Consider the following 14,992-nt stretch of genomic DNA (forward strand, 5'->3'; position numbering starts at 1 on the left):
TCATGTTATTGCCAAAACGCGTAAAATATCGCCGTCAACACCGTGGTAAAATGCGTGGTAACGCAAAAGGCGGCACTGAAGTAACTTTCGGTGAATACGGTCTTCAAGCTACTGAAGCATCATGGATCACAAACCGTCAAATTGAAGCTGCCCGTATTGCGATGACACGTTACATGAAACGTGGCGGTAAAGTATGGATTAAAATCTTCCCACATAAGCCTTACACTGCTAAACCGTTAGAAGTGCGGATGGGTTCCGGTAAAGGGGCGCCTGAAGGCTGGGTAGCTGTTGTTAAACCTGGAAAAATCATGTTCGAAATCGCAGGTGTTTCTGAAGAAATCGCTCGTGAAGCACTTCGACTAGCAATGCACAAACTTCCTGTTAAGTGTAAGTTTGTAAAACGAGAAGAAATTGGTGGTGAATCAAGTGAAAGCTAATGAACTGCGTGACCTTACCACTGCTGAAATTGAACAAAAAGTAAAATCTTTAAAAGAAGAACTTTTCAACCTTCGCTTTCAATTGGCGACAGGACAACTTGAAAACACAGCTCGTATTCGTGAAGTACGTAAATCGATTGCTCGCATGAAAACAGTTGTTCGTGAAAGAGAAATCAGCTTTAACAAGTAATCATGGAGAGGAGGTTCACGAATATGAGTGAACGTAACCAGCGCAAAGTTTACACTGGACGCGTTGTTTCTGACAAGATGGATAAAACCGTTACAGTTCTAGTCGAAACACACAAAAAGCATCCATTATACGGTAAACGCGTTAAGTACTCTAAAAAGTTTAAAGCTCATGATGAGCAAAATGAGGCAAAAATCGGTGATGTAGTACGCATCATGGAAACTCGTCCGCTTTCAGCTACTAAACGCTTCCGTTTAGTTGAAGTAGTAGAAAAAGCAGTTATTATTTAATTGTTCGGATAACGCAACATTTCCGAAGGGAGGTTACACACATGATTCAACAAGAATCACGTTTAAAAGTTGCTGACAACTCTGGTGCTCGTGAAGTACTTACGATTAAAGTTCTAGGTGGTTCTGGTCGCAAAACTGCTGGTATTGGTGATGTGATCGTTTGTACAGTAAAACAAGCAACACCTGGTGGCGTTGTTAAAAAAGGTGACGTTGTTAAGGCAGTTATTGTTCGTACAAAGAGTGGTGCCCGCCGCCCTGATGGTTCATACATTCGTTTCGATGAAAACGCATGTGTCATTATCAAAGATGATAAGGGCCCTCGTGGAACTCGTATCTTTGGACCAGTTGCCCGCGAACTTCGCGACAACAACTTTATGAAAATCGTATCTTTAGCTCCAGAAGTATTATAATTTAAATCCAAATTGCCTTTAAGGAGGTGCTTACGGATGCATGTTAAAAAAGGTGATAAGGTCAGAGTGATCTCTGGTAAGGATAAAGGCAAAACAGGTGTAATCCTCGCTGCTTATCCTAAAGAATCCCGCGTTCTTGTTGAAGGTGTAAACATCGTTAAGAAACACTCGAAACCTTCTCAAGTGAATCCACAAGGCGGAATTATCAGCTTTGAGGCTCCAATCCATGTATCAAATGTTATGCCTATCGATCCTAAATCTGGTAATCCTACCCGTGTAGGTTCCAAAACGGTTGATGGCAAAAAAGTACGCGTAGCAAAATCCGGTGTAGTTTTAGATAAATAGTCAAAATTAAGAAGGGAGGTACAATAAGTGAACCGCCTAAAAGAAAAGTTTGTTAAAGAAGTAACACCTGCTCTAATGAGCAAGTTCAACTATAAATCAGTTATGCAAGTTCCAAAACTTGATAAGATCGTTATTAATATGGGCGTTGGTGACGCAGTTGCTAATGCAAAGTCACTTGACAATGCAGTGGAAGAGCTTGCAACCATTACAGGTCAAAAACCTGTCGTAACACGTGCAAAAAAATCAATTGCTGGCTTCCGTCTTCGTGAAGGTATGCCAATCGGTGCAAAAGTTACACTTCGCGGTGAGCGCATGTACCAATTCTTGGATAAATTAGTTTCCGTTTCTTTACCCCGTGTTCGTGACTTCCGTGGTGTTTCTAAAAAAGCATTCGATGGTCGCGGTAACTATACATTGGGTATTAAAGAACAATTAATCTTCCCTGAAATTGATTACGATAAAGTAAGCAAAGTTCGTGGTATGGATATCGTTATCGTAACGACTGCTAACACTGATGAAGAATCTCGTGAACTTTTAACTCAATTTGGAATGCCATTCCAAAAGTAATCGTTAAATAAGGGAGGCGAAAACGTGGCTAAAAAGTCAATGATTGCGAAACAACAGCGCACGCCTAAATTCAAAGTACAAGAGTACACACGCTGCGAACGTTGCGGACGTCCACACTCTGTATACCGTAAATTTAAGCTTTGCCGTATTTGTTTCCGTGAATTAGCATACAAAGGACAAATTCCTGGTGTTAAAAAAGCTAGCTGGTAAAACCCAAGTCTGGGAAGGAGGTAAAAATAATGGTCATGACAGATCCAATTGCTGATATGCTTACTCGCATTCGTAATGCGAACATGGTGCGTCACGAAAAGTTAGAAGTGCCTGCTTCTAATTTGAAAAAAGAAATTGCTGAAATTTTAAAGCGCGAAGGTTTCGTACGTGATGTCGAATTTATCGAAGACAACAAACAAGGTATCATCCGTATCTTCTTAAAGTACGGTGCAAATAACGAACGCGTTATTACTGGTCTTAAGCGCATAAGCAAGCCTGGACTTCGAGTTTACGCTAAATCTACTGAGGTACCACGCGTTTTAAACGGTCTTGGTATCGCATTAGTCTCAACATCAACTGGTGTTATAACTGATAAAGAAGCTCGTGCAAAACAAATCGGCGGAGAAGTATTAGCATACGTTTGGTAAGAGAGTTTCTGAATGAATGGAGGTGCACTAAATGTCTCGCATAGGAAAAAAACCAATTGAAATTCCAGCAGGAGTTACGGTTACTTTAAACAACAATACTGTTACTGTTAAAGGGCCTAAAGGCGAACTAACTCGTTCTTTTAATCCTGACATTGCAATTAACATTGAAGAAAACATTATTACAATCACTCGTCCTTCTGACGTGAAGGAACACCGCGCATTGCACGGAACAACTCGTGCGGTAATCGCGAACATGGTTGAAGGTGTTTCCACTGGCTTTACAAGAAACTTAGAGTTAATCGGGGTAGGATACCGTGTGCAAAAGCAAGGAAACAAGCTTGTTTTAAACGTTGGTTACTCACACCCAGTTGAATTTGAACCTGAAGCCGGCCTTGAAATTGAAGTACCTTCCAATACAAAGATTACGATTAAAGGTACAGATAAAGAACGTGTTGGCGAATTAGCTGCCAATATTCGCGGAGTACGTCCTCCAGAGCCGTATAAAGGCAAAGGAATTCGTTACGAAGGTGAATTCGTTCGTCGTAAAGAAGGTAAAACAGGTAAGTAATGCCGCAAAAGGTAAATGAAAGGAGTGACGTAAATGATTACGAAGCTTGATAAAAACGCTACTCGCAGAAAAAGACATGCTCGTGTTCGTGCGAAACTTAGCGGTACCGCAGCTCGTCCTCGTCTAAATGTGTTTCGTTCTAACAAACATATTTATGCTCAAGTAATTGACGATATGAGCGGAGTAACTTTAGCTAGTGCTTCTACTTTAGATAAGGAATTTACTCTTGATTCTTCTAGTAATGTTGAAGCAGCAAAAGCAGTCGGTGAATTAGTCGCTAAACGTGCGGTAGAAAAAGGTATCACTTCTGTTGTCTTTGATCGCGGAGGATACTTATACCATGGACGTGTTCAAGTATTAGCAGATGCCGCCCGCGAAAACGGCTTACAATTTTAATAGACAAAGGAGGGACACAAAAAGATGCGTCGTATTGATCCAAACAAACTTGAACTTGAAGAACGCGTAGTTACAGTTAACCGTGTTGCGAAAGTTGTTAAAGGTGGACGTCGTTTCCGTTTCTCTGCTCTAGTAGTAGTCGGGGATAAAAACGGTCATGTCGGATTCGGTACTGGTAAAGCACAAGAAGTGCCAGATGCGATTCGCAAAGCCATCGAAGATGCAAAGAAAAACTTAGTCGAAGTGCCAATGGTTGGAACGACTGTTCCTCACCAAGTAATTGGACGTTTTGGTGCTGGTGAAATTCTTCTAAAACCTGCTTCTGAAGGTACAGGAGTTATTGCCGGCGGTCCAGTTCGTGCCGTACTTGAGTTAGCAGGGGTAGCAGATATCCTTTCTAAATCATTAGGAACAAACACACCAATCAACATGGTACGTGCTACAGTTGAAGGGTTAAAACAATTAAAACGTGCTGAAGACGTAGCGAAATTACGTGGTAAATCAGTAGAAGAACTGTTAGGATAAGGGGGGAATTCAAATGGCGAAACTTTTAATTACCCTTAACCGCAGCGTAATTGGTCGCCCTGAGGACCAACGTGCAACAGTTACTGCCTTAGGTTTACGTAAATTAAATCAAACAGTTGAGCATCAAGATAACGCTGCGATTCGCGGTATGATTACCAAAGTTGCTCACCTTGTAACAGTTAAAGAACAATAATTGATTGTTTTCTTTCATAAGGAGGTGCCAATATGAAACTTCATGAATTAAAACCTGCCGAGGGTTCTCGTAAAGAACGTAAAAGGTTAGGACGCGGTATCGGTTCTGGTCAAGGGAAAACTGCTGGTAAAGGTCATAAGGGACAAAATGCTCGTTCCGGCGGTGGTGTAAGACTTGGTTTCGAAGGTGGTCAAACTCCTTTATTCCGTCGTTTACCAAAACGTGGTTTTACCAATGTTAACCGTAAAGACTTTGCTATTGTTAACCTTGATACTTTAAATCGCTTTGAAGACGGTACAGAAGTTACTCCAGAACTTCTTATCGAAACAGGCGTAGTAAGTAACGAAAAAGCAGGAATTAAGATTCTTGCTAATGGAACGCTAGAGAAAAAGTTGACTGTAAAAGCTCACAAATTCTCCTCTGCTGCTAAGGAAGCAATCGAAGCTGCTGGTGGAACTACTGAGGTGAACTAATGTTCCAGACAATCTCCAATTTTATGCGCGTGGGTGATATAAGAAAAAAGATTATTTTCACCCTTTTAATGTTAGTCGTATTTCGACTTGGTACATTTATACCTGTACCGAATGTAAATGCAGAGGTACTTGCTAATCAAGATAAGCTTAGTGTATTCGGCATCTTAAATACCTTTGGCGGTGGAGCATTAAAGCAATTCTCTATTTTTGCGATGGGTATCATGCCGTATATTACTGCATCGATTATCATTCAGCTTCTGCAAATGGATGTCGTTCCGAAATTTACGGAATGGTCCAAACAAGGGGAATCAGGGCGTCGTAAGATTGCTCAAATCACCCGTTATTTTACTATCATTCTTGGATTTATCCAGGCATTAGGGATGTCTTATGGGTTTAATAATTTGGCCCAGGGACAATTGATTCAAAATCCTGGAATTGGTACGTATCTTTTAATTGCGGTAACTTTAACTGCTGGTACAGCTTTTCTGATGTGGTTAGGTGAGCAAATTACTGAAAAAGGTGTGGGAAATGGTATTTCCATCATCATCTTTGCCGGGATTGTTGCTGGTATGCCTTCCACTATTAATCAGATCTATGTACAGCAATTTGAAAACGCTGGAGATGCTATATTCTTACGTATTGTTACGGTTTTATTAATCGTGCTTGCGGTTATCGCAATCATTGTTGGTGTTATTTTCATCCAACAAGCCAATCGTAAAATACCAATCCAGTATGCAAAACGTGTGGTAGCGGGACGTAATCCAGTAGGTGGTCAATCCACTCATATGCCGTTAAAAGTTAACGCAGCTGGTGTAATTCCTGTTATCTTTGCGGTGTCATTTATTGTAACACCAAGAACGGTAGCATCTTTTTTTGGAACAAATGATGTAACGAACTGGATAAACAATAATTTAGACTATTCTCATCCTATTGGGATGACTTTATATGCAGCATTGATTATTGCGTTTACTTATTTCTATGCTTTTATCCAAGTTAACCCTGAACAAGCAGCGGAAAACTTACAGAAGCAAAGCGGCTATATCCCGGGCATTCGTCCAGGAAAGAGTACGCAGGAATACTTAACTCGCGTTTTATACCGTTTAACGTTTGTTGGGGCGATCTTCTTAACAGTGATTGCCGTACTTCCTACTATTTTTATAAAAATAGCGAATTTGCCGCAATCGGCGCAAATCGGAGGAACAAGCTTGCTAATCGTGGTCGGGGTTGCCCTTGATACGTATAAGCAGCTTGAAGCACAATTAGTTAAACGTCATTATAAAGGTTTTATAAAGTAAAGGTTTTGGGGGCCGCTGGTTCCCTGAACCCTATTTACAGCACGAGGGGGAACACGTGTGAATTTAGTATTAATGGGCCTTCCAGGTGCCGGTAAAGGTACTCAGGCTGAAAAAATCGTCGATCAATACGGCATCCCTCATATCTCTACAGGAGATATGTTCCGTGCAGCGATGAAAGAAGGAACGGATTTAGGAATACAAGCAAAATCCTTTATGGACAAAGGTGAACTTGTTCCTGATGAAGTAACGATTGGCATTGTACGGGAACGATTAAGTAAAGAAGACTGTCAAAAAGGCTTCCTACTAGATGGTTTTCCTAGAACAGTACCTCAAGCAGAGGCATTGGAAAATCTATTAGTTGATTTAAATAAAAAAATCAATTATGTGATTAATATAAATGTTGACAAGAGTATTCTAATGGATCGTTTGACAGGACGCCGAATTTGTAAAGAATGTGGATCGACTTATCATTTAATATTTAATCCTCCTGCAAAAGAGGGTGTGTGCGACCGCTGCGGCGGCGAGCTCTATCAACGAGCAGATGATAATGCTGATACCGTTCAAAATCGCTTAGACGTCAATATCAAACAGCAAGAGCCATTACTAACTTTTTACGAAACAAAAGGCTACCTCCGCACGATTGATGGTCAGCAGGATATTCACAAAGTATTCGCTGATATCGAGCAATTGCTTGAGGACTTGCATTAATGGTCGTTAGTGAAACAATTGAGCGACTCTCGAACATCTCTTCAAAAGAAATCATAGGTATGTGGAAGCAAAAGCTTTTCTATTGTACTGAGTATGTAGGACCGAGAGTTGGGCAAGACTTACATGAGGAATTGCTTATTCCTGATAATGTAGAAATTACTTGCGGACAGAAGACGAACAATATGTTAGTATTATAAGGTTGCTATTGTAGTACGACTGAGAAGAATTGCTTTATATACAATGATCAGAAGGGAGACGAGATGATGGCCAAAGATGATGTTATTGAAATTGAAGGTAAAGTTATTGAAACTTTGCCAAATGCAATGTTTAAGGTAGAATTAGAAAATGGTCATACTGTGCTAGCTCATGTTTCTGGTAAAATTCGAATGCACTTCATTCGAATCCTTCCGGGTGACAAGGTGACTGTTGAGCTTTCTCCATATGACTTAACACGCGGAAGAATTACTTACCGCTTCAAATAATCAGCTTGCACTCCGTACCATTAAGGAGGTTAGGATAATGAAAGTAAGACCATCTGTTAAACCGATCTGCGAAAAGTGCAAAGTTATCCGTAGACGCGGAAAAGTTATGGTTATCTGTGAAAACCCTAAACATAAACAAAAACAAGGTTAATTTTGAAGGAGGTGCGCTTCAATATGGCACGTATTGCTGGTGTAGATATTCCACGTGAAAAACGTGTAGTAATCTCATTAACTTACATTTATGGTATTGGTAAAAATACCGCACAAAAAGTTTTAGCAGAAGCTGGTGTTTCTGCAGATACTCGTGTGCGTGATTTAACTGAAGAAGAATTAAACAAAATCCGTGACATCATCGACAAGTTAAAAGTTGAAGGTGATCTTCGCCGTGAAGTTTCTCTTAACATTAAGCGTTTAATGGAAATCGGCTGCTACCGCGGATTACGTCATCGTCGTGGTTTACCGGTTCGTGGTCAAAATACGAAAAACAACGCTCGTACACGCAAAGGTCCTCGTAAGACTGTTGCGAACAAGAAGAAGTAATCGGCAAAGGAGGTTATTTAAATGGCACGTAAAACGAATACACGTAAACGTCGTGTTAAAAAGAATATTGAAGCTGGTATCGCGCATATCCGCTCAACATTTAACAATACGATCGTAACTATCACTGATGTTCATGGTAATGCAATTTCATGGTCAAGTGCAGGTGCGCTTGGATTTAGAGGTTCTCGTAAATCTACTCCGTTCGCAGCACAAATGGCGGCTGAAACTGCAGCTAAGACTTCCATTGAACACGGTATGAAGACTTTAGAAGTTACTGTAAAAGGACCTGGCGCAGGACGTGAAGCTGCAATCCGTGCTCTTCAAGCTGCTGGTCTTGAAGTAACAGCAATCAAAGACGTTACACCTGTTCCTCATAATGGATGCCGTCCACCAAAACGCCGTCGTGTTTAATTTTTCTGTATAGAACTCGTATCATGCGTCTATAATGGATATGATACTTATTTTTTCCAGAAAATTTATTCCAGTTGTTGTGCACAAAACGGGAACGTATACATGGGGGAATTTCAATTATCATTTATGACTAATTGAGGTTTCGACGTTTTGAAGGAGGGTTATTTGATGATTGAAATAGAAAAACCAAAAATCGAAACGGTTGAGATCAACGATGATGCCAAGTACGGTAAGTTCGTCGTAGAGCCACTTGAGCGCTTGTATATGTTACCCCTTTGGGTAACTCCTTACGTCGTATCCTATTATCTTCACTCCCAGGTGCCGCTGTTACATCGATTCAGGTCGATGGGGTACTTCATGAGTTCTCAACAATTGAAGGCGTCGTAGAGGATGTAACATCCATCATTTTAAACATTAAGAAAATCGCTTTAAAAGTCTATTCTGACGAAGAAAAAACACTTGAAATTGATGTGCAGGGCGAAGGACCTGTCAAGGCAGGCAATATTACCCATGACAGTGATGTTGAGATTTTAAATCCCAACCTTCATATTGCGACATTAGCGACAAATGGACATCTTCGCATGCGTTTAACGGCAAGACGTGGACGTGGTTATACACCAGCTGAACAGAACAAAAGAGAAGATCAGCCAATTGGTGTAATTCCGATTGACTCCATTTATACGCCAGTATCACGTGTGTCTTTTCAGGTAGAAAATACCCGTGTGGGACAAATGTCTAATTTTGATAAGCTGACGCTTGATGTTTGGACAGATGGAAGCACTGGGCCTAAAGAAGCGATTGCTCTTGGTTCGAAAATTTTGACTGAGCATTTGAATATTTTCGTCGGGTTAACTGATGAAGCGCAAAATGCTGAAATTATGATAGAAAAAGAAGAAGATCAAAAGGAAAAAGTTCTGGAAATGACAATTGAAGAACTAGATCTTTCTGTTCGTTCTTACAACTGCTTAAAGCGTGCTGGTATCAACACTGTTCAGGAATTAGCAAATAAGACTGAAGAAGATATGATGAAGGTACGTAATTTAGGCCGCAAATCACTCGAAGAAGTGAAGGCGAAACTAGAAGAGCTTGGATTGGGCCTGCGTAAAGACGACTGATTTTGTGCTCGTTTGTAACGCTGCTTAAATTCCGCTTTATGACTTCAACAAAGGAGGGAACCCTTCATGGCATACAGAAAGTTAGGACGCACAAGTGCACAGCGTAAAGCTATGCTGCGTGATTTAACAACAGATTTAATTATCAACGAGCGCATCGAAACAACAGAAACTCGTGCGAAAGAAATTCGTGTGACTGTTGAAAAAATGATCACTCTAGGCAAACGCGGGGATTTACATGCTCGCCGTCAAGCTGCATCATATGTTCGTAATGAAGTAGCTGATGCTGAAAATAATACAAGTGCAATACAAAAACTTTTCGCTGATATCGCACCACGTTATCAAGAGCGTCAAGGTGGATACACTCGAATTATGAAACTTGGACCACGCCGCGGTGACGGTGCACCAATGGTTATTATCGAGTTAGTTTAATAAAAGCTTTAACAGACAACAAGGGCGCTGGACAGTTTACAAACAAACTTGTTCTTTGCCCTTTTTCTGTAAAGGAAATTTTATATCATGTTAGACCCAAGCCAAAACGAGTGTTATGATGAGCGTGACTCCATCAATGGAGCGAGGATTGCTTTTTCTAGAAAGTTTAATTTTATTCTCTTCACGCCCCGTCTAGCTCATGCACCTCCTCCCATTTCTTTTATAGAAATCCCTTTTAAACGCAGTTTAAACACGTGCTGCCAGGGGACGAGGTGCGGGCTTTTTTTGTTATAATGGACATTATTAGCTGTATATGTTCGATTTTTGTCCAATAGAGGCGTTCTAATGGACAAAAATGTGTATCAAATAGAGAAAACTGTCCCATAGAAACGTTCTAAAGGACAAAAGCAGCTTCTGAATCAAGAGAAATGTCCAATAGACGAGTTCTAATGGACAAAATGGGTAGCGAATTGAAAAAAGTGTCCAATAGAAGGGTTATACGTGGCTGAAATCAGCCGAATCCATGGAAAAAGCCAATCTAGAAAATTCCTAGATTTTATAGTATATATATTAAGACATAGAGATGAGTTCAGTTGAGTTGAGAGGAGGATATATTCGATGAAAGAATCAATTGTATCGTTAAAGGGAGTTTCTTTCCAATACGATGAACAGGAACGGTATGCGTTAAACCATGTCAGTTTCGACATCTATGAAGGGGAATGGCTGGCAATCGTTGGACATAACGGTTCCGGTAAATCGACGATGGCAAAGCTTCTTAATGGCTTGCAGTTTCCGCAGCAAGGTGAGATTACTGTTTGCGGCATGCCGCTTAACGAAGAATCGATATGGGATATCCGTAAACAGATTGGGATGGTCTTTCAAAACCCTGATAACCAATTTGTTGGAACAACGGTACAGGATGATGTGGCTTTTGGTCTAGAAAATAATGGAATACCCAGAGATGAAATGGTCCGAAGAGTCGAGGATTCATTAAGAAAAGTGAAAATGGATCAATTTCTGTATCAAGAGCCCCACCATCTATCAGGTGGACAAAAACAGCGGGTAGCTATTGCCGGTGTACTTGCCTTAAGACCTTCGATTATTATTCTCGATGAAGCGACGTCAATGCTTGACCCAAGAGGACGTGAGGAGGTATTAGAAACGGTCAGACTTTTAAAAGCTGAGAAAGCTTTAACTGTTATCTCAATTACCCACGACCTAGAGGAAGCCGCAAAAGCGGATCGCATTATTGTCATGAATAAAGGAGAAGTTTTTCGCGAGGGGACGCCGGAAGAGATTTTCTCGATGGATGAGCAATTGATTCAATTAGGATTGGATATTCCCTTCTCAGTAAAAATGAGCAAAGCTTTTCGGAAAAAAGGAATTGACTTATCTAAACATTATTTATCGGAAGAAGAGTTGGTGACAGAGCTATGGACATCTCGCTTCAGCATATAGATTATCGATATCAGGCAAACACTCCTTTTGAACGGCTGGCGATAGAGGATGTTTCCATTGATATTCCATCAGGAACATACATGGCAATCATTGGTCACACCGGCTCTGGTAAATCCACAGTCTTGCAGCATTTGAATGCCCTCCTGCAGCCGTCAAACGGAACCGTCAAAATTGGTGACCGCGAAATTAAAGCGCAGCAGAAAAACAAGAACTTGAAGCATGTGCGTCAAAAGGTAGGGATTGTTTTTCAATTTCCTGAGCATCAATTATTTGAAGAAACTGTTGAAAAGGATATCATCTTTGGACCGCTAAATTTCGGTGTATCGGAGCCCGTGGCAAAGCAACGGGCAAGGCAGGCATTGAAACAAGTCGGTCTCGCGGAAGAGATTTTAGAAAAGTCACCGTTTGATCTCTCAGGTGGTCAAATGCGGCGGGTTGCGATTGCTGGAGTATTGGCGATGGAGCCTGATGTGATTGTCTTGGACGAGCCTACCGCGGGATTAGACCCGCGCGGCCGCAAGGAGATTATGGACATGTTTTATGCGCTTCACAAGGATCGAAATCTTTCGACAATATTAGTCACACATAGTATGGAGGATGCGGCCAGATACGCAGACCAAATTGTCATCATGCAGCAAGGCAAGGTTGTCAACCAGGGGACACCAGAGGAGATTTTCTCTTCCCCAATTGAATTGGTTAAAATGGGGCTCGATGTTCCGGAAGTGGTTCGTTTTCAGCTTAAGCTGGAGGAGAAAACAGGCATGAAGTTAGGAAGAATTTATCTGTCTATCGAAGAGCTGTCTGCTGCGGTAACAGAGGCCTTAAGCAGAGGTGTACGCTCATGATGGAAAAAATGATTTTCGGCCGTTATGTACCGGCAGATTCCGTTATTCATAAGATGGACTCCCGGTCAAAGCTCATTATTATCTTTTTATTTGTTTGTATTATTTTTCTAGCTAACAATGCAGTAACGTATGCACTAATTGGTATTTATACTTTTTTCATGCTGGGAATGTCACGGATTCCGGTTCGCTTTTTATATGGAGGACTTAAGCCTGTGCTCTGGCTTGTTCTGTTTACCTTAGTCCTGCAACTGTTTTTTACAAAGGAAGGTGCGCTTTTGCTTTCGTGGGGACCTGTGAAAATTTATGAAGAAGGCTTAAGAATGGGGATTTTTATTTCTTTACGATTCTTCTTCTTAATTCTAATGACCTCATTGCTGACATTAACGACTACCCCTATTGAGATTACCGACGGACTTGAAACCTTATTGAATCCTTTAAAAAAGGTGAAGTTTCCAGTACATGAAATGGCGTTGATGATGTCGATCTCTTTGCGCTTTATTCCGACATTAATGCAGGAAACTGATAAAATTATGAAGGCGCAAATTGCCCGTGGAGTTGAATTTGCCAGTGGTCCATTCAAGGAACGAATTAAGGCGGTAATCCCGCTGCTCATTCCCTTGTTTGTCAGTTCCTTTAAAAGGGCGGAAGAACTGGCGATTGCGATGGAGGCTAGAGGCTACCGCGGCGGGGAAGGCAGGACAAAATACCGGCAATTAAGCTGGCATTTAGCCGATTCCCTGCAGCTAGTACTATTAGGTATGTTAACCATTCTTTTATTCTTATTACGTTCATAATGGGGCGAAACGATGCAAAGGTATAAATGTGTTATTTCCTATGATGGCTCGGGATTTTCCGGTTATCAGGTCCAGCCCAATAAACGGACGGTCCAATCAGAATTAGAAGCGATGTTGGCAAAAATGCATAAAGGGGCCAGCATAAAGGTCGTTGGTTCAGGCCGTACTGATGCGGGCGTTCATGCCAAGGGGCAGGTCATTCACTTTGATTCGCCACTTGCTATTTCAGAGCAAAAGTGGGAAATCGCTTTGAACTCGATGCTGCCAGAAGATATTTCAGTTCTATCGGTTCTGAAGGCAGACGCGTCATTTCATGCACGTTTCGATGCTGTTGGGAAAGAATATCGCTATATGCTGCATTTATCTCCTAAAAGGGACCCTTTCCGGCGGAAATTTGCTTGCCAATACCCTTACGGATTAAATGTAGAATCAATGCGGCAAGCAAGTAAATATTTCCTTGGGACCCATGACTTTACTAGTTTTTGCTCTGCAAAGACAGAGGTGGAGGATAAAATCCGCACGATTGATGCGATCGATTTTATTAGCGATGGTGACTTACTGACCCTTCGTTTTGTCGGGAATGGCTTTTTATATAATATGGTTCGGATACTGGTGGGAACTTTACTAGCCGTTGGCTCAGGAGACATTTCGGCTGAGGATATACCGGTTATTTTAGAAAAAAAAGATCGGCGTTTCGCAGGGAAAACAGCGCCGGCACGGGGATTGTATCTTTGTGAAGTTTTTTATTAAAGCAACCCGACCTGGTGTAACATTTTCTTGACAATTGGACTGTAAGTATTTATTATATTATATGTGTGTGTTTTTAATCCCACGATAAAGCCCCGGAAAGTCTTAATCGTGATTGAAAATATATGAATCGAAAACTTGAGCGCACAAGGGTTTTTAACGTTCATTCCCGGAACAGAATCGAATCGTTGATTGCTTTAAAAGTGCGAAAAATAATCTTTTAACGGATTTAATTAGGAGGGAAACTCATGCGTACAACGTTTATGGCAAATGCCAACAATATCGAGCGTAAATGGTACGTGATTGATGCTGAGGGCAAAACTCTTGGTCGTCTTGCTTCTGAAGTAGCATCAATCTTACGTGGTAAAAACAAACCTACTTTTACACCACATGTTGACACTGGTGATAATGTAATCATTCTTAACGCATCAAAGATTGAATTAACTGGTAATAAATTAAATGATAAAATTTACTACCGTCACACTATGCATCCAGGTGGTTTAAAGCAAAGAACTGCTTTGGAAATGCGTACAAATTATGCTGAGAAAATGATCGAACTTGCTGTTAAAGGCATGCTTCCAAAGAATTCTCTTGGTCGTCAAATGTTTAAAAAATTACACGTTTACGCTGGCGCAGAACATCCGCACCAAGCACAAAAACCTGAAGTTTACGAACTTCGCGGTTAATTAAGAGGGAGGGACAAAACCTATGGCACAAGTTCAATATATCGGTACTGGCCGTCGTAAGAGCTCTGTCGCACGTGTGCGCTTAGTTCCAGGCACAGGTAAAATTGTAATTAATGGTCGTGAAATAGAAGATTATATCCCATTTGAAGCATTACGTGTTGTTGTAAGACAACCATTAGTAGCTACTGAAACAGTTGGCAGCTATGATGTTCTTGTAAACGTAAGCGGTGGTGGATACACTGGTCAAGCTGGCGCAATCCGTCACGGTGTTGCTCGTGCATTATTGCAAGCTGATCCAGAATACCGTCCAACATTAAAACGCGCTGGATTATTAACTCGTGATCCACGTATGAAAGAACGTAAAAAATACGGTCTTAAAGGCGCTCGTCGTGCACCTCAGTTCTCAAAACGTTAATTATTGGCGTTCAAAGGCTCTCAACCATTTTGGTTGGG

At 41.1% G+C, this 14,992-nt stretch carries 26 protein-coding genes and 1 pseudogene; all 27 read left to right on the top strand.

Annotated elements, in window-relative coordinates; translation table 11 throughout:
• Nucleotides 1-2: 2 nt before the first annotated feature.
• The 27 genes and pseudogenes from rplP to rpsI all read left to right on the top strand — a co-directional run bounded on the left by rplP (nucleotide 3) and on the right by rpsI (nucleotide 14,954).
• The gene (gene rplP / locus ACIQCO_RS24590) at nucleotides 3-437 is read left to right on the top strand and encodes a 50S ribosomal protein L16 (protein WP_007085283.1); all 435 of its coding nucleotides are present in this window, start codon (nucleotides 3-5) and stop codon (nucleotides 435-437) included.
• The gene (rpmC, locus tag ACIQCO_RS24595; RefSeq protein WP_024027899.1) at nucleotides 427-627 is read left to right on the top strand and encodes a 50S ribosomal protein L29; all 201 of its coding nucleotides are present in this window, start codon (nucleotides 427-429) and stop codon (nucleotides 625-627) included. Before rplP ends, rpmC begins: the two co-directional genes overlap by 11 nt.
• A 23-nt stretch (nucleotides 628-650) precedes the next feature.
• Nucleotides 651-914, top strand: a complete 264-nt coding sequence (rpsQ, locus tag ACIQCO_RS24600) for a 30S ribosomal protein S17 (protein WP_007085281.1) — start codon at nucleotides 651-653, stop codon at nucleotides 912-914.
• A gap of 41 nt (nucleotides 915-955) precedes the next feature.
• The gene (gene rplN, locus ACIQCO_RS24605; RefSeq protein WP_066094710.1) at nucleotides 956-1,324 is read left to right on the top strand and encodes a 50S ribosomal protein L14; all 369 of its coding nucleotides are present in this window, start codon (nucleotides 956-958) and stop codon (nucleotides 1,322-1,324) included.
• Between the two features lie 36 nt (nucleotides 1,325-1,360).
• Nucleotides 1,361-1,669 (top strand): 50S ribosomal protein L24, encoded by a 309-nt coding sequence (rplX, locus tag ACIQCO_RS24610; RefSeq protein WP_024027897.1) that lies wholly within the window; start codon nucleotides 1,361-1,363, stop codon nucleotides 1,667-1,669.
• A gap of 27 nt (nucleotides 1,670-1,696) precedes the next feature.
• Nucleotides 1,697-2,236: a 50S ribosomal protein L5 gene (gene rplE, locus ACIQCO_RS24615; protein WP_387319224.1), complete on the top strand. Its 540-nt coding sequence runs from the start codon at nucleotides 1,697-1,699 to the stop codon at nucleotides 2,234-2,236.
• Between the two features lie 24 nt (nucleotides 2,237-2,260).
• Nucleotides 2,261-2,446 carry a 30S ribosomal protein S14 gene (rpsN, locus tag ACIQCO_RS24620; RefSeq protein ID WP_007085277.1) on the top strand — a complete coding sequence of 62 codons (186 nt, stop codon included), beginning with the start codon at nucleotides 2,261-2,263 and terminating at the stop codon, nucleotides 2,444-2,446.
• A gap of 29 nt (nucleotides 2,447-2,475) precedes the next feature.
• Entirely contained in the window at nucleotides 2,476-2,874 is a 399-nt protein-coding gene (rpsH, locus tag ACIQCO_RS24625) for a 30S ribosomal protein S8 (protein ID WP_066094719.1), read from the top strand.
• 31 nt (nucleotides 2,875-2,905) lie between these two features.
• A complete protein-coding gene (gene rplF, locus ACIQCO_RS24630; RefSeq protein WP_024027894.1) occupies nucleotides 2,906-3,442 on the top strand; it encodes a 50S ribosomal protein L6 in 537 nt (178 codons plus the stop codon).
• Nucleotides 3,443-3,475: 33 nt separating this feature from the next.
• A complete protein-coding gene (gene rplR, locus ACIQCO_RS24635) occupies nucleotides 3,476-3,838 on the top strand; it encodes a 50S ribosomal protein L18 (protein ID WP_400434068.1) in 363 nt (120 codons plus the stop codon).
• A 24-nt stretch (nucleotides 3,839-3,862) separates the two neighbouring features.
• On the top strand, nucleotides 3,863-4,363 hold the full coding sequence (gene rpsE / locus ACIQCO_RS24640) for a 30S ribosomal protein S5 (protein WP_248736922.1): 501 nt from the start codon (nucleotides 3,863-3,865) through the stop codon (nucleotides 4,361-4,363).
• 13 nt (nucleotides 4,364-4,376) lie between these two features.
• Nucleotides 4,377-4,556, top strand: a complete 180-nt coding sequence (gene rpmD, locus ACIQCO_RS24645; RefSeq protein ID WP_007085272.1) for a 50S ribosomal protein L30 — start codon at nucleotides 4,377-4,379, stop codon at nucleotides 4,554-4,556.
• Between the two features lie 32 nt (nucleotides 4,557-4,588).
• Complete coding sequence (gene rplO, locus ACIQCO_RS24650; protein WP_400434072.1) at nucleotides 4,589-5,029, top strand: 50S ribosomal protein L15; 441 nt, start codon at nucleotides 4,589-4,591, stop codon at nucleotides 5,027-5,029.
• Nucleotides 5,029-6,324, top strand: coding sequence for a preprotein translocase subunit SecY (gene secY / locus ACIQCO_RS24655; protein ID WP_400434075.1), 1,296 nt, complete (start codon nucleotides 5,029-5,031; stop codon nucleotides 6,322-6,324). Before rplO ends, secY begins: the two co-directional genes overlap by 1 nt.
• Before the next feature lie 57 nt (nucleotides 6,325-6,381).
• A complete protein-coding gene (locus tag ACIQCO_RS24660; RefSeq protein ID WP_400434078.1) occupies nucleotides 6,382-7,032 on the top strand; it encodes an adenylate kinase in 651 nt (216 codons plus the stop codon).
• 263 nt (nucleotides 7,033-7,295) lie between these two features.
• Complete coding sequence (gene infA / locus ACIQCO_RS24665) at nucleotides 7,296-7,514, top strand: translation initiation factor IF-1 (protein ID WP_007085268.1); 219 nt, start codon at nucleotides 7,296-7,298, stop codon at nucleotides 7,512-7,514.
• A 37-nt stretch (nucleotides 7,515-7,551) separates the two neighbouring features.
• On the top strand, nucleotides 7,552-7,665 hold the full coding sequence (gene rpmJ / locus ACIQCO_RS24670; protein ID WP_000868344.1) for a 50S ribosomal protein L36: 114 nt from the start codon (nucleotides 7,552-7,554) through the stop codon (nucleotides 7,663-7,665).
• Between the two features lie 23 nt (nucleotides 7,666-7,688).
• The gene (rpsM, locus tag ACIQCO_RS24675) at nucleotides 7,689-8,054 is read left to right on the top strand and encodes a 30S ribosomal protein S13 (RefSeq protein ID WP_400434222.1); all 366 of its coding nucleotides are present in this window, start codon (nucleotides 7,689-7,691) and stop codon (nucleotides 8,052-8,054) included.
• A 21-nt stretch (nucleotides 8,055-8,075) separates the two neighbouring features.
• Entirely contained in the window at nucleotides 8,076-8,465 is a 390-nt protein-coding gene (rpsK, locus tag ACIQCO_RS24680) for a 30S ribosomal protein S11 (protein ID WP_075689916.1), read from the top strand.
• A 168-nt stretch (nucleotides 8,466-8,633) separates the two neighbouring features.
• A pseudogene (locus tag ACIQCO_RS24685) lies at nucleotides 8,634-9,580 on the top strand (DNA-directed RNA polymerase subunit alpha).
• A gap of 66 nt (nucleotides 9,581-9,646) precedes the next feature.
• The gene (rplQ, locus tag ACIQCO_RS24690) at nucleotides 9,647-10,009 is read left to right on the top strand and encodes a 50S ribosomal protein L17 (RefSeq protein ID WP_168241513.1); all 363 of its coding nucleotides are present in this window, start codon (nucleotides 9,647-9,649) and stop codon (nucleotides 10,007-10,009) included.
• 618 nt (nucleotides 10,010-10,627) lie between these two features.
• Entirely contained in the window at nucleotides 10,628-11,467 is an 840-nt protein-coding gene (locus tag ACIQCO_RS24695) for an energy-coupling factor ABC transporter ATP-binding protein (RefSeq protein WP_400434227.1), read from the top strand.
• The gene (locus ACIQCO_RS24700; protein ID WP_400434229.1) at nucleotides 11,443-12,312 is read left to right on the top strand and encodes an energy-coupling factor ABC transporter ATP-binding protein; all 870 of its coding nucleotides are present in this window, start codon (nucleotides 11,443-11,445) and stop codon (nucleotides 12,310-12,312) included. The genes ACIQCO_RS24695 and ACIQCO_RS24700 overlap by 25 nt, the downstream gene beginning before the upstream one ends.
• Nucleotides 12,309-13,106, top strand: a complete 798-nt coding sequence (locus ACIQCO_RS24705) for an energy-coupling factor transporter transmembrane component T family protein (protein ID WP_400434232.1) — start codon at nucleotides 12,309-12,311, stop codon at nucleotides 13,104-13,106. Before ACIQCO_RS24700 ends, ACIQCO_RS24705 begins: the two co-directional genes overlap by 4 nt.
• A 12-nt stretch (nucleotides 13,107-13,118) precedes the next feature.
• The gene (truA, locus tag ACIQCO_RS24710) at nucleotides 13,119-13,856 is read left to right on the top strand and encodes a tRNA pseudouridine(38-40) synthase TruA (protein ID WP_400434235.1); all 738 of its coding nucleotides are present in this window, start codon (nucleotides 13,119-13,121) and stop codon (nucleotides 13,854-13,856) included.
• A gap of 245 nt (nucleotides 13,857-14,101) precedes the next feature.
• Nucleotides 14,102-14,539 (top strand): 50S ribosomal protein L13, encoded by a 438-nt coding sequence (gene rplM, locus ACIQCO_RS24715; RefSeq protein ID WP_024027879.1) that lies wholly within the window; start codon nucleotides 14,102-14,104, stop codon nucleotides 14,537-14,539.
• Between the two features lie 22 nt (nucleotides 14,540-14,561).
• Nucleotides 14,562-14,954 carry a 30S ribosomal protein S9 gene (rpsI, locus tag ACIQCO_RS24720; RefSeq protein WP_066094763.1) on the top strand — a complete coding sequence of 131 codons (393 nt, stop codon included), beginning with the start codon at nucleotides 14,562-14,564 and terminating at the stop codon, nucleotides 14,952-14,954.
• The last annotated feature ends 38 nt before the right edge of the window (nucleotides 14,955-14,992 follow it).

It is taken from the genome of Neobacillus sp. NPDC093127 (assembly GCF_044754175.1).
Classification (GTDB): Bacteria; Bacillota; Bacilli; order Bacillales; family Cytobacillaceae; genus Neobacillus.